The sequence below is a fragment of the Saccharothrix stipae genome, assembly GCF_054781895.1.
Genome location: NZ_BAAGTN010000001.1, coordinates 80,972 through 93,378, shown reverse-complemented (window position 1 = coordinate 93,378; position 12,407 = coordinate 80,972). Strand labels below are relative to the sequence as shown.

The following is a 12,407-nucleotide window of genomic DNA, read 5'->3' as shown; positions in this document are numbered from 1 at the left end:
AAGTGAGTGGTCAACACCCGATACGGTGGTCCGGTCCCCCGCGAACCGCGAAACGCCTGTCCCCGACCCTCCGAACCGAGGTCGAGGACAGGCGTCCGCCGCCGAACCCGCGCACCTAGCCCCAGATCGACGCCGCCCACTCCGGGTGGTCGATGAACGGGTTGCGGTTGCGCTGGTAGCTGTCGTAGATCACCTGGTTGCGACGCTTCTCGAACGCGTCCGGCGGATCCTGCGCGTTCCACTGCAACAACACCGACAACCTGCCGTGGTACGGCGCGGTGCCGTTGCTGACGCTGTTGTTCATCTCCAGGTTCGGGTAGCCGTCGCCACCCTCGTACCGCACGGCCATGTAGAACAGCATCCGCGCGACGTCGCCCTTCACCGCGTTGCGCGGCTCCCACGAGTCGGCGTCGGTGTAGTTGCCGGGCGCCTCCGCCACCGGCGAGCCGCCCAGGTCGAAGTCCTTGTTGCCCCGCGTCGCGTTCACCGACACGTCGGTGGGCCGCAGGTGGTGGATGTCGGTGCCCGGACCGGTCGCCGTGCCGAAGTCCCCGTGCGACTTGGCCCAGACGTGCTCCCGGTTCCAGTCGTCCGGGTCACCACCGTTGGTGGTCTTGCCCTGCGAACGACCGGTGTACAGCAGGATCACGTTGGCGCTGTTGTCCGGATCCTGGTCGGTGACCTTCAACGCCTCCCACACCTGGTCGTACGACAGCTTCGCGTTGGTCCGGATGATCCCGTTCAACGCCGTCTTCAACGACGCACCGGTCTTGCCGAGGGCGTTGCGGTAGTACGTGTCGTCGTAGCCGCCGCCCGGGGTGGACGTGACCGTGGACGTGGCGGTTGAGGTGGACGTGGGCGACGTGCCCGCGTTGGCGAACGCCGTCGGCGACGTGAGGCCGGGGTGGGAGAAGTAGGCGTTGAGCGGACCGGTGACGTCGATCCGCGCGCCGAGCAGGCCCGGGTTGCTCCGCAGGCCCCACTGGGCCCGGAACGCCGACGTGATCTGCACGTAGATCATCTGGCTGGTGCTCGTCTGACCGGGCGAGTCGGCCAGCGCCAGCGCGTAGTCGGACGGGAAGCCGGACCTCACCACCGTGGTCGTGGCGGTGGGCTGCCCGACCACGTAGCCGCGGACGGTGGCGGACGCGCCGTTCTGCTGCCCGACGGCCTGGGCGACGGTGATCGGCGTGGCGCCGGCGGCCGCGGTGGGGATCAGCAGGGCCGCCACCACGGCGACGACGGAAACGACAACGGCAACGGGATTCAGCAGGGGGCGTACTCGCACGATGGGGTGTCTCCTCCCGGCGCGGCGGCGCAGGGTGGCCGCACGCAGGCAGGATCGCACGAAAAATCACACGTCAGAGTGAATGATCAACGAACTTTCGTCACGAGACGAGATCGCTCTTTAGTCAACACTGAAGCTATTAAAGGGACCGCTGGTCAAGGTGCGTCCGACACGGTGGTGGCGCGCGTGATCAGTTCCGCGTCCGTCGGGCCGAGCCGCCCGGTCAACGCCGACAGCACGTCCGCGATCTTGCGCTCCTCGTAGGTGAAGTGCGTTTCCACCAACGCGGCCACACCGTCCAACTCCCTCCGCAGCACCGCGGGGTCGGCGTCGCCCAACTCCCCCAGCGCCCGCAGCGCGTCGGACACGATCCGGTGATCACGACCGAGCTCGTCCAACACCGGCCGCAGCTCGGGGTGCTCCCGGGCCAGCACGGGGAACACGCCGTCGTCCTCGGCGGTGTGGTGCCGCTCCAGGGCGGCGCAGAACGACAGGCAGTGCGACCACAGGTCGGAGACCCCGACGCCCTCGGACAGGCCGTCCCTCAAGGCTTCCAGCCGCTCGCGCAGCGCGATGTGGGCCTGCACCAGCTGGTTGCCGAACGCCACCAGGCGCGACGACGGTTCGATGGCGTGCTCACCTCCGGTTCCGCCGTCGATCTTCTCACGCGGGCGCGGGCACCCGTTCCGCATTCCGCGCCCAAGCGGCGAGCCGCGGCGCGAGCAGCCGGTACACCTCAGGGTCCAAGCCCATCCCGGTGTGCGTGCTGTTCACCTCGACGCAGTCCGCACAGGGGTCCGCGCACAGCTCCCAGGGCGCGATGAGGTCGTTGCGCGAGAACACCGCGATGGCAGGCACCCGCAGCGGCTGCGCCATGGCGGCGGAGTTGGTGTCGTAGCACGTGCCCGCGAAGCAGTCCTCGGTCAGCAGTCCCGGGATGCCCGCCCGCGACAGCCGGGCCAGCGTCCGCGCCACCCGCACCACGCTGGGGTGCGCGCCGAGCTGGTCGAGCACCGGGCTGGCGAGCATCACCAGGCCGCGCACCAGTTCCGGCCTGCGCACGGACAGCAGCCTGGCCAGGCCGCCGCCGCGGCTCTGCCCGAACAGGACGACCGGGCCGCCGGTCGCCTCGACGTGCGCCTCCAGCCTGCGTTCCAGGCGGTCGACCAACTCCGACGTGCAGCCGACATTCAGACCGATGCGCGCGCCGATCGGCACGTAACCGCGCTTGCGCAGCCAGGTCCTGGTCAGGTGCAGGCTCCGGTCGCCGAAACCGAACCCCGGCACCAGCAGGACACCGAGCCCGCACCCTTCCCTCGGGTCGACGGCGCGCCACGCCTGGTGCGCCAGGAGTCGGGGAATGCCGAGCATCGCCACCAGGACCTGTTCCCGCGCCACCGCCCGAGTCGCCTCGACCACGCCCATCCGACCTCCCGCATCAAGGACCACCTGGATTCCCCGGTCCGCAGCGGTCCATTCCTGTCGGCTCGGCCTCGTTTGCGGGGCGAAGCGCCGGGAACCACAGTCCTATGTGGTTGTGGAGGCCGCCGGGCGTGTACCGGCCCCAAGAGGACACGTGGTTGATGGCCGAGGCGCTGGAAGAGGCCGGGATGCCGCGCGGCGGGCGGGTGCTGGACGTGTGCACCGGCACCGGCGCGTTGGCGATCGCGTCCGGGTTGGCGGGCGCGGGCGAGGTCACGGCGGTGGACCTGAGCAGGCGCGCCCTGGCCGCCACCCGCGTCAACGCCCGGTTGCGCGGTCTGTCGGTGCGGCTGAGACGCGGTGACTTCGGTGATCTCGTCGGCGAGGAGGAGTTCGACGTCGTCACGGCGAACCCGCCCTACGTGCCGAGCGCCACGGTGCCGGCGCGGGGCGCCGCACGGGCCTGGGACGCCGGGCTGAACGGGCGTTCCGTGCTCGACCGGCTGTGCGCGGTGCTGCCGTTGTTGTTGGCGGACAAGGGCATGGGGCTGATCGTGCACTCCTCGCTGTGCGATCCGGACATCACCCTGCGGCAGTTGCGCGGTGGTGGGTTGAAGGCGTCGGTGGTGGCCCGCCGCACGATCGCGTTCGGGCGGGTCATGCGCGGACGCGCGGACTGGTTGGCCCGGCGCGGCCTCATCGACGCCGACCAGGCGCACGAGGAGCTGGTGGTGGTCCGTGCCGACGCCGCGTGAGGCCAGGGTGGTGACCGTCGTGCCGGGTGAACCGGTGCTCGTGGAGGGGCCCGTCGAGGTGCGGACGGAGGACGGCGAGGTGGTGTGCTCGGACCGGTTCGTCGTCGCGGTGTGCGCGTGCCGCCGCAGCAAGCGTTACCCGCTGTGCGACACGAGCCACCGCAAACGACGTTGACCGCGCTCGCCGGGAAACCCGGGGTCGGGTCCGGCGGTTCGGCCTGACGGACGTGCCTCAGCCCGGGACGACCGCGAAGTACCCCAGGCCGCCGGCGGCGACGTCCGAGGCGTGGTCGACGAGGGTCCGCACCGGCGTGCTCGACTCGCAGTTCTCCCGCACCGCGGACGAGGAGCAGGAGCCCGGGGTACCGGTGCCCAGGTTGCCCGCCTCGTCGTTGCGGCCCCACGCCCACACCGCGCCGTCCGAGCGCACCGCGTAGGCCGTCTGCGCACCGGCCGCGATCGCGGTGATCCTGGTCGTGCCCGGCAGCGGCAACGAGACCCGCACCGGCGTGCCAGGCGGGCAGTCCTCGGTCGGGCAGACGCCGTCGCCCAGGTTGCCGAAGGCATCGGTGCCCCACGCCCACACGGTGCCGTCGGACCGCAACGCGTACGCCGTCCAGTCGGAGGCGGCGATCGCCGTCACCTCGGTGAGGCCGACCACCCAGGTCGGGTCGCCCTGCTGCTCCCAGCCCCACATCCAGACCGTGCCGTCGGACTTCAGCGCGTACCCCGTCTCCACACCGGCGGCCACCGACGTCACGCCGGACAGCCAAGGACGGCGGGACGGCGTCGCGCCGTACCGCAGCCGACCGCCCCACGCGTGAACGCAGTCGGCGACGCAGCCGGGCGGTGTGGCGAAGAAGCCGGCCAGGTCGACGATGAGGTCCACCGAGCCCGCGTTGTTGTACAGGGTCATCCGCGCGTCACGGCCCAGCCCGACCACGGCGCCGTTCGACGTGTCCCGGCCCGGCGGCAGGTTCAGGTTCGACGTGCTCGGCCTGGCCGTGCCGACCGGGTACGCCGAGACGTACGTCGCCTCGGTGACGTTCGTGCCGGTCAGGTTCACCACGGCGGCGGCCGCGGTGGTCGGGATCCGCGCGGAGGAGGCGACGTCCCTGGTCCAGCCCGCTCGGAGGGGGTCGTGGAGGGTGCGCGTGTCGGCGGCGCGGACCGGCGACAGCGGGTAGAACCGGTGGCCGCGATCGGTGGCGTAGTACCCGGCCAGGTCCGCGAGCAGGTGCGTGCTGCCCGCGTGGTTGTACAGCCGGACGGGGCGGTCGGCGCCCAGCGCGACGGTCACGAGGTTCGGGCTGGTCTGCCCCGGTTCAAGGTTCAGGTTCGACACGACCGGCCGGGCCGCGTCGGACGGGTGCGCGATCACGTGCGTCGACGCGGTCGGCTCGGTGCCGGTCAGGGTGAACGTCACCGCCGTGGCCGTGGCCGGCACGCGCGCGGACAGGTCGACCTCACGAGTCGTCCCCGGCCCGAGCGCGGTGGTCGTGCGGGTGTCCAGCACCCGGGTGGGCGACGACGTGGTGAACCGCGACGCGGGGTCTGCGGTGTAGTAACCCGCCAGGTCGGCGAGCAGGTGCACCGCGCCCGTGTGGTTGTGCAGGTACAGCCGCGGCTGGTCCGGTCGCAGCGGGACGGTGACCTGGTTGGCCCTGGTCTCGCCGCGCACGAGGTTGAGGTTGGAGACCTCCGGCACCTCGTGCTCGTCCGGCGACACCCGGACGTGCGTGGCCGCCGTCGGAGCGACACCGGTCAGGTTGAGCACCACCGCGCGCGCCGTCGCGGGGACCTTCGTGGTCAGGTCGAGCGTCATCCGGCCCTGGACCGGGCCGACCGTGCCGCCCGGTGCCGTCCCTGGTGTCCAGCACCCGCAACGGCGGCCTGGGCACGAAGGCGAGGCCCTCGTCCGCGGGCGCACCGGCGGACACCGCCGCGCCAGCCGGATCGCCCTGCGCCATCACGGCCGGATCCGCCTGCGCCGCCACGGGTTGGACCCCGAACACGGCCGACACGCACACCAGAAGCACGATTCGCCAACGCATGGCGCTGCCCCCCACGTCCCCCACTTCGAGGTGGACCAGCCTATGGCGTGGGTGGGGAACTGGGTACGCCCAGCAGCACTAGAGCGGCAGGCGCAACGCCGTCCGCCCCTCCTTCCAGGCGCCCAGCAGGTGGTCGCCCAGCCGTTGCTCCAGCAGTTCCGTGGCCTGCACCCCGAACACCACCGACTCGGTCAGCTCCGGCTCGCGGGCCAGCAGGTCGCCGATCACGTCCCGGCGCATCACCTGTTCGTGCACCGCGTCCGCCTCGATGTGCTCGGTGAAGAACTCCACGCAGTCGGGGTGCGCGTCCAGCCGTTCCAACGCCTTGGCCATCCGGGTCGCGCTCGGCGCGGTGGTGATCTCGGCCGCGGCGAAGTGCCCCACCAGCGAGCCGCGCAACGAGCGGTGCAGCCCGCACAACGACATCAGGTTCACCGTCGCCAGCACCACGGCGGGCGCGTGCTCCAGGTACCGCAGGTAGCCTTGGTCCAGGCCGGCGCCGACGAGCAGGTCGGCGAACAGCCGGGAGTGCATGCGGTCGCCGCGCCCGCCGCCGAACTCGTCGAACTCCACGGCCACCAGCGCCGCCTTCGCGGTGCCGCGCAGGCGCGGGATCACCCACGCGTGCGGGTCGGCCTCCTTCAGGTGGTAGATCGAGCGCAGCGCCATGTACTCGCGCATGTGCCACCACTCGCCCTCGTCCTTGAGGAAGTGGCTCACGCCGACACCGTCGACCGGCTCGACCAGCAGTTCGTCCAGCACGCCACCGATGTCCGCGCCGCCGGGCACGTCGGCCCGCAGCGCGTCCAGGAACACCCGCTCCAGGCCGGCGCGCAGGCCCAGCAGCCCCGGATCCCACTCCCAGTCGTCCGACACGCCTTCGAAGCCCTGGTAGTGCAGCTCGTAGCAGACGTGCAGGGCCAGTTGCAGGTCTTCGCCGTACGGGTCCGCGGCCACGTGCGACGGCAGACCGACGGCGGGCGGGTCGCCGCGCAGGGCGTCCAGGACGGCGGCGGACAGGGGGCCGCGCGACGCGGGGAGGACGGCCCGGTCCAGAGCAGGGTCCACGGTGGTCATGCCCGTGGACTACCCGTTCCGGCCGGTGTGCACGCGAGCAGGTCGACGGCGGCCTCGGGTGAGCCCGCTCTCAGTTGCCGTTGCGCGCCCGTGCCGTTCTCCAGCACGCCGCGCACCAACGCGCGGACGAGCTCGCGGTCGTCGCCCAGCGCGTCGGACACGTGCTCCAGCAACGCCTCCACCAACTCGACCGCGGGCACCTGCCGTGCGGTGAAGGGGTCGACGCCCGGACCGGACAGCCCGTGCCGGGCCGCCGACCACACCGCGGCCGCCAGCACCTGCTCGTCGGGCTCCGGTGCGGCACCGGCGAACCTGGCGGTGTCGACGAGGGCGTTGGTGAGCGCGGCCTGGAGCAGCGCGTCGTCCACCGTCGCGGCGGTGTCCGCCGCCCGGACCTCGACGGTGGGGTACCGCTGTGACGGCCTCGCCAGCCAGAACGTCTGGTTCGCGTCCACCAGCGCACCGCAGTCCACCAGTCGGGCCACGCGCGCGTCGTGCTCGTCGGCCGTGCGGCAGAACGGCGGCACGCCCGAGCCGGGGAACGGGGCCTGGTGCATCATCCGCCAACTCGCGTACCCGGTGTCGCGGTCGCGGTCGAACGGCGAGTTGCCACCCAGCGCCAACAGCGTCGGCAACCACGGCCGCAGGTGGTTGACCACGTGCACCGCCGTCTCCCGATCGGGCACGCCGACGTGCACGTGGCAGCCGCAGCACTGGTAGTCCCGCACCTGCGCGCGGTAGATCGCCTCGATCCGCTCGAACCTCTCCCCCACGCTCAACGCCGGTCGCGGGTCGGCCAACGGCGGTGAACCCGACGCGACCAACCACAAGCCCTCGGCGCCGGCCGCCTCGGCCAGCGCGCGTCGGCCCGCCACGAGTTGGTCGCGCAGCTCTTCCAGCCCCGCGCACACACCGGTGGCCAACTCCACCTGCACGCCGCTCAGCTCACGGTGGACGTGTGCGCCCGGGGGCAGGTCGCGCACGCGTGCCACCACGTCCGCCGCACGCGCCACCGGACGACGCGTCGACGGATCCACCAGGAGGAACTCCTCCTCGACACCGAGGGTCATCAGGCGGGATCGCGGCGGGGCAGGGGCTTGGTCGCCGGCCCTTCGAGCACCGCGCCGTCCACGTCGAACCGCGACCCGTGGCACGGGCAGTCCCAGCTGCGCTCGGCGGAGTTGAACCGCACCAGGCAGCCCAAGTGCGTGCAGCGCAACGACACGCCGTGCACGCCGCCCTCCTCGTCGCGGTACACGCCGGCCTTGCCCGTGCCGTCCTTCACCACCCGCGCCTCGCCCACCGGCACGTCCGCGACCGTGTCTACCTCGGCCGACTTCAGCCGGTCACCGACGAGGTCCACGGCCACCTTCGCGTTCATCTTCGCCAGCTTCGGCGTCGCGCCGGGTGTCAGCCGGTGCGGGCTGAACCGCGCGGTCAGCGGGTTCTCCCGGCCCACGACCAGGTCGGTCAGCAGCTCGGCGGCCATGGTGCCGTTGCTCAGGCCCCACTTCATGAACCCGGTCGCGCCGTACAGCGTGGTGGAGCCCGGGAGGTACGGACCGATCATCGGCAGGTTGTCGTAGGACGTCGGGTCCTGCGCGGACCAGCGGTGGGTGACCTCGGCGACGTCCCAGCGCTCGGCGGCGAACTTGGTCAGCTCCTCGTACGGCTCGCCGGGCGACGAGCCGGTCGCGTGGCCCTGACCGCACACGATCAGCAGGTCCCCGGAGCGCGACAGCGACCACGACGGGCTGCCCGCGCTGATGGACAGCCCGGTCGGCGGCGTGCCCGACGCGAGCCGCACCGCGATGCAGTAGGACCGGATGGGCTCCAGCCGGGCGAAGTACAGGCCGCGGTCCAGGATCGGGTAGTGCGTGGCGACCACGACCCGTTCGGCGACGACCGTGCCCTGCTCGGTGTGGACCCGGCTCGGCTTGCCGTCCTCGATCCGCAGCACCCGGCTGCCCTCGTAGACCCGGGAGCCGTCGCCGTCCACGGCCTCCGCCAGGCCACGCACGTACTTCACCGGGTGGATCAGCAGCTGGTCGTCCAGCCGCACCGCGCCCGCCACCGGGAACGGCACGCCCATCAGCTCACCGCCGTCGCGCACGACCGGCAGCCCGGCCCGGCTCGCGGCCTCGGCCTCCTGCTCGACCGCAGGGAGTTCCCCCTCGTCGAACGCGTACGTGTAGGCGGGCATGCGGCGCAGGTCGCAGGCGATGTCCAGTTCGGACACCAGCGCGGCCACCCGTTCGACGGCGGCGGCGTTGCCGGTGGCGTAATCGGCCGCCGCCTCGGCGCTGTGCTTGCCCAGGATCTTGGAGTACACAGTGGACTGCAGGGCGGTCACCTTGGCGGTGTTGTTGCCGCTCACGCCGCCGCCCACGCGATCGGCCTCGACCACCGCCACCCGCAGGCCCGCGCGCTTGAGCAGCAACGCGGTGGTGATCCCGGTTATCCCGCCGCCGACCACCGCCACGTCCACCGTGGTCTCTCCGGTGAACACGGGGAACCGGCCGTGCGGGATCGCCTCGGACCACAGCGAGTGGCGGGCGGTCGTGGTCGCTTGCGTCATGCTTTAGCTGGTACCCGCACCATTCGTGTTCGAACCTCCGCCGACGCGGTAACCCGGACCCATGCGCACCTTCGCCGATCTCTCCGACTTGGTCACCTTGGTCGAGGACCGCGCGCCCGCGCGCGAGCTGTACGTGCGCTGGTCGCAGGGGCCGGACGCGGACAGCGACCGGTGCAGTCGCGACGGGCTGAGCGGCGTGCGGCTGCCCGGCCTGTCGGCGAACTCGCTGGCGGTCGAACCCTGGTGGGGTGGCAGGCCGCTGCGGCTCTGGGTGGCCCGCCGCCTGCACGACTACCGCCACCTGCGGGAACGCCGCGGACCGGGCACGCGACCGTGGGTCTTGGCGGGCGTCGAGGTGGGGCGTGGGCCGGACAACGAGCCCCTGGTCGAGTGTCGTCAACCGATCGGGTGGATCGCCGACGACGTGCTGACCGAGTGCGAACGCCTGGTCGACGAACACGCCGCCACCAACTGGGGCTCACTGGACCGCGAAGGTTCCTGACGCGACAGCGTTGTCCCCCAATGGAGTGACAAGCGCGCGACCGGCCGCAGCGTAGCGTGAGAGGCCCTCTGGAGACGGGAGGCCCCCGACGTGTCCATCCTCCTGAACAAACCCAGTCCGAGCGATGCCATCAAGTCCTCGACGCTGAACCTCACCAAGTGGGCCACGTACCTCGTCACCACCATCGGCGGCCTCACGGCTGTCATGGGCGTGGCGGCGGAGGTGAGCACCAATCAGGACAACCAGCAGGCGGCCGCCGTGGTCGACGAGGATCCGTTCGGCTTCAACGACTCCCAGCGGCTGGTGATCATCGTGGCGTTGGTCGCGTCCCTCACCATCGTGTACGCCGCCGACCTGATGGCCCGCGCCGTGGCCACGTCGCGGATAGCGTCCTCTCCTGTACACGCCTTGACCAACATCCCCGCCGCCAGCACGGGCACCGAGCCCAATCGGGTCAGCGGCTACGTCGTGGCCATTCGGTCCGGTGACAGCGCGATGCTCTTCCACGACTGGGACAACCCAGGAAACGGCGGGGTCTGGGTCCTCCCCCAGGACATCGACTTCGATTGAGCACGCCGGCCGCTCAGCCGACGGTGAAGGTCCTGGTCGTGCCGCTGAACGGGGTGATCGCGCCGGTCCAGCCGCTCTTCCAGTCGCCGTGGTGCACGATGCGGTACGTGCCCGCCGGGGTGTCGGCCGGGATGGTCCACGTGATCGTGGCGTTCGAGTTCGCCACCCCCTCGCGCTGCCAGCGGTACCGGGTGGACCAGTCGCCGTCGTCGGCGTGCCGCTGCCACGTGCCGCCGACCAGGCGCTGGACCTCCAGGAACGTGCCGTTGCGGTGGAGGTCGTTCTTCGGGTGCCCGGTGACGAACACCGCCGTGGCGGTCTGCCCGCGCGCGTAGGTGGCGGCGGGCTGGGTGAGCACCTGGCCGAAGGAGTGCCACGGCGCCTTGTCGTCGAACACCACCCCGGTCTGGAGGTTGATCTCGGTGAACGGCGGCTTGGTCGGCGTCGCACCCGGCGCGAGCGGTGTGCCGGCGCGCAGGGACGCGGCGAGTGCGGCGAACTCCTGCTGGTAGGCGGGCAGCGTGTGGCGGCCGAACAGCGTCGAGCCGCCCTCGTACTGCTGGAGGTCGTACTCCTCCGGTGTGGTGACGTACTGGCTGTAGTCGTTGGCGTAGCCCTGCACCAGCACGTTCTCCAGCGGCACACCGGCCTCGGCGGCGACCGCGCGGCGGATCCGCAGGCCCGCCACGATCGTCACCTCACCGGGCACGGCGACCAGGTGCAGCGGTCCGATCTTCACGATCTGCAACGGCAGCACGTTCGGCGTGGCCTGCACCAAGCCGGTCGGCACCAGCGAAGCCTTCGGGTACTGGCAGTCCCGCAGCCACTGCGGCACCTCGACGTCCAGCGGCTCGAACAGGGCCTTCAACGGGCTCGTCATGCCCTCGCGGAAACCGGGGATCGCCGGACCGTCCTCCACGCTGCCCGCCATCGTGGACGCGCCGACCACACCCGGGCACGTGGTGCCCGGCCGCCCGTCGGTGGTGTACCGGCCGTCGACGGTGACCGCGGCCATGTCCACGAACCGCATCCGGTAGTCCACCGACCCGGTCACCGGCGTCTGCGGACCGGCGAACACCTGCTGCGCCTTGCGGTTCTGCCGCTCGCCGATGATCCGGGTGTTCTCCACCTCGTCCTCGGTCGGGCCGGATCCGGGGCGCAGGTTCAGGTTCGGCGACATGTCGCCCGCGTTGGTGTTGGGGAACGCGGCGACGAAACCCGGCCGGTCCTCCAGGTACCGCACGCCCCGGTCGTCGTGCTCCCACTGGTAGGACGCATACCCCTTGTTGTCCGGGCTGATCAGCGTGTTCTTGTTGGTCATCGACGTGTTGTGGGTGGCGAACCAGCTGATCGCGCCGACGTCCGCGCCGTTGCGCCGCAACCGCAGCACGGTCATGGCCGGGTCGATGGCCAGCGGGAAGTGGCCCTTGTCCGGGTTGCGCTCGAACGCGACCCGCGAGCGGTTCACGCTGGCGTCGGTCAACTCGCCGCGACCAAGGGACAGCTGCCCCGGCTGGAGGTCCTCGTGCGCCCGCACGACCGATTCCGTGATGCCGTCGGTGATCGCGGCCAGCGTCTGCGGCTGCATGCCGAGGATCGAGAGGTTGTAGGCGAGGTTGTGCGAGTAGCCGCCGGGTCCGGCGTGCGTGTGGGTGGCGGACAGCAGCACGTTCTCCCGCGTGTAGAGCGTGCCGTAACGGGCCTGGAGCTTGGCCAACACCTCTTCCTGTACCGCCCGGAAGATCATCGCGAGGTCGGCGCTGACGTACGCGACGCGCTTGCCGGTGGCCTGGTCGACCACCACGTACGCGCGTGAGCGCTGGCGCTGGTGGATGCCGGTGGTCTTCTGGTCGAACGCCGAGTACCCCATCATCCCGTTCTCGGCGGCCGGCCCGGTGACATCGGAGATGCCTCGACCCACCAGGTACGGCTCCGGCGCGGCGTCCGCCACCGGCAGTCCGACCACGACCAGCGCGCCGACCAGCGCCGTTGCCGCCAACGACCGTCGAGACACCCGCATCCGCACTCCTAGAGCCGTGATACGCGAAACGTCTTCACCTTACTCGACGGTAGGTGATCCAGGCCACTCCGGCAAGCCGTTGCCGGGTGCCGCGGCTCGGGCACGGGCGCAGCGGGACTCCGGGCGTCAGCGGGCGTCGCC

The 12,407-nt window shown here is 71.6% G+C and carries 11 protein-coding genes and 2 pseudogenes; 4 read left to right on the top strand and 9 right to left on the bottom strand.

Translation table 11 applies throughout. The features are described 5' to 3' along the window. Positions 1 to 115 precede the first annotated feature (115 nt). The 4 genes and pseudogenes from ACYVLT_RS00395 to ACYVLT_RS00380 form a co-directional block, all read right to left on the bottom strand. Positions 116 to 799: pseudogene (locus ACYVLT_RS00395) on the bottom strand (endonuclease I family protein); the annotation flags it as partial. Between the two features lie 90 nt (positions 800 to 889). Further along, positions 890 to 1,231, bottom strand: a pseudogene (locus ACYVLT_RS00390) (DUF6359 domain-containing protein); the annotation flags it as partial. Between the two features lie 212 nt (positions 1,232 to 1,443). Next, positions 1,444 to 1,980, bottom strand: a complete 537-nt coding sequence (locus ACYVLT_RS00385) for a hemerythrin domain-containing protein (RefSeq protein WP_461118019.1) — start codon at positions 1,978 to 1,980, stop codon at positions 1,444 to 1,446. Then, positions 1,952 to 2,659 carry an alpha/beta hydrolase gene (locus tag ACYVLT_RS00380; protein WP_461118550.1) on the bottom strand — a complete coding sequence of 236 codons (708 nt, stop codon included), beginning with the start codon at positions 2,657 to 2,659 and terminating at the stop codon, positions 1,952 to 1,954. Before ACYVLT_RS00380 ends, ACYVLT_RS00385 begins: the two co-directional genes overlap by 29 nt. Positions 2,660 to 2,817: 158 nt before the next feature. On the opposite strand from ACYVLT_RS00380, the gene ACYVLT_RS00375 reads away from it, so the two are divergent. Both ACYVLT_RS00375 and ACYVLT_RS00370 read left to right on the top strand, forming a co-directional pair. Then, positions 2,818 to 3,465, top strand: coding sequence for a HemK2/MTQ2 family protein methyltransferase (locus tag ACYVLT_RS00375; RefSeq protein ID WP_461118018.1), 648 nt, complete (start codon positions 2,818 to 2,820; stop codon positions 3,463 to 3,465). After that, on the top strand, positions 3,449 to 3,640 hold the full coding sequence (locus ACYVLT_RS00370) for a CDGSH iron-sulfur domain-containing protein (RefSeq protein WP_461118017.1): 192 nt from the start codon (positions 3,449 to 3,451) through the stop codon (positions 3,638 to 3,640). Before ACYVLT_RS00375 ends, ACYVLT_RS00370 begins: the two co-directional genes overlap by 17 nt. Positions 3,641 to 3,697: 57 nt before the next feature. Here ACYVLT_RS00370 and ACYVLT_RS00365 read toward each other — a convergent pair whose 3' ends face one another. The 4 genes from ACYVLT_RS00365 to ACYVLT_RS00350 form a co-directional block, all read right to left on the bottom strand. Continuing rightward, positions 3,698 to 5,290 (bottom strand): RCC1 domain-containing protein, encoded by a 1,593-nt coding sequence (locus ACYVLT_RS00365; RefSeq protein ID WP_461118016.1) that lies wholly within the window; start codon positions 5,288 to 5,290, stop codon positions 3,698 to 3,700. A gap of 307 nt (positions 5,291 to 5,597) precedes the next feature. Then, positions 5,598 to 6,596 (bottom strand): iron-containing redox enzyme family protein, encoded by a 999-nt coding sequence (locus ACYVLT_RS00360; RefSeq protein WP_461118015.1) that lies wholly within the window; start codon positions 6,594 to 6,596, stop codon positions 5,598 to 5,600. Beyond that, positions 6,593 to 7,666: a carboxylate-amine ligase gene (locus tag ACYVLT_RS00355; RefSeq protein ID WP_461118014.1), complete on the bottom strand. Its 1,074-nt coding sequence runs from the start codon at positions 7,664 to 7,666 to the stop codon at positions 6,593 to 6,595. Before ACYVLT_RS00355 ends, ACYVLT_RS00360 begins: the two co-directional genes overlap by 4 nt. Beyond that, complete coding sequence (locus tag ACYVLT_RS00350; protein WP_461118013.1) at positions 7,666 to 9,174, bottom strand: FAD-dependent oxidoreductase; 1,509 nt, start codon at positions 9,172 to 9,174, stop codon at positions 7,666 to 7,668. The genes ACYVLT_RS00355 and ACYVLT_RS00350 overlap by 1 nt, the downstream gene beginning before the upstream one ends. Positions 9,175 to 9,235: 61 nt before the next feature. Between ACYVLT_RS00350 and ACYVLT_RS00345 the strand changes: the two genes are divergently transcribed. Together ACYVLT_RS00345 and ACYVLT_RS00340 are read left to right on the top strand one after the other, a co-directional pair. Continuing rightward, positions 9,236 to 9,676, top strand: a complete 441-nt coding sequence (locus ACYVLT_RS00345; protein ID WP_461118012.1) for a DUF6098 family protein — start codon at positions 9,236 to 9,238, stop codon at positions 9,674 to 9,676. A gap of 90 nt (positions 9,677 to 9,766) precedes the next feature. Then, complete coding sequence (locus ACYVLT_RS00340; protein ID WP_461118011.1) at positions 9,767 to 10,246, top strand: hypothetical protein; 480 nt, start codon at positions 9,767 to 9,769, stop codon at positions 10,244 to 10,246. Between the two features lie 13 nt (positions 10,247 to 10,259). Here ACYVLT_RS00340 and ACYVLT_RS00335 read toward each other — a convergent pair whose 3' ends face one another. Then, positions 10,260 to 12,266 (bottom strand): neutral/alkaline ceramidase, encoded by a 2,007-nt coding sequence (locus ACYVLT_RS00335; RefSeq protein WP_461118010.1) that lies wholly within the window; start codon positions 12,264 to 12,266, stop codon positions 10,260 to 10,262. Between the last annotated feature and the right edge of the window lie 141 nt (positions 12,267 to 12,407).

Excerpts from the sequence above, each read along its gene's own strand:
- ACYVLT_RS00385 (WP_461118019.1), bottom strand. The coding sequence starts at position 1,980 with ATGCGGAACGGGTGCCCGCGCCCGCGTGAGAAGATCGACGGCGGAACC.
- ACYVLT_RS00380 (WP_461118550.1), bottom strand. The coding sequence starts at position 2,659 with ATGCTCGGCATTCCCCGACTCCTGGCGCACCAGGCGTGGCGCGCCGTC.
- ACYVLT_RS00355 (WP_461118014.1), bottom strand. The coding sequence starts at position 7,666 with ATGACCCTCGGTGTCGAGGAGGAGTTCCTCCTGGTGGATCCGTCGACG.
- ACYVLT_RS00335 (WP_461118010.1), bottom strand. The coding sequence starts at position 12,266 with ATGCGGGTGTCTCGACGGTCGTTGGCGGCAACGGCGCTGGTCGGCGCG.
- ACYVLT_RS00365 (WP_461118016.1), bottom strand. The coding sequence starts at position 5,290 with ATGACGCTCGACCTGACCACGAAGGTCCCCGCGACGGCGCGCGCGGTG.
- ACYVLT_RS00345 (WP_461118012.1), top strand. The coding sequence starts at position 9,236 with ATGCGCACCTTCGCCGATCTCTCCGACTTGGTCACCTTGGTCGAGGAC.
- ACYVLT_RS00360 (WP_461118015.1), bottom strand. The coding sequence starts at position 6,596 with ATGACCACCGTGGACCCTGCTCTGGACCGGGCCGTCCTCCCCGCGTCG.
- ACYVLT_RS00375 (WP_461118018.1), top strand. The coding sequence starts at position 2,818 with ATGTGGTTGTGGAGGCCGCCGGGCGTGTACCGGCCCCAAGAGGACACG.
- ACYVLT_RS00350 (WP_461118013.1), bottom strand. The coding sequence starts at position 9,174 with ATGACGCAAGCGACCACGACCGCCCGCCACTCGCTGTGGTCCGAGGCG.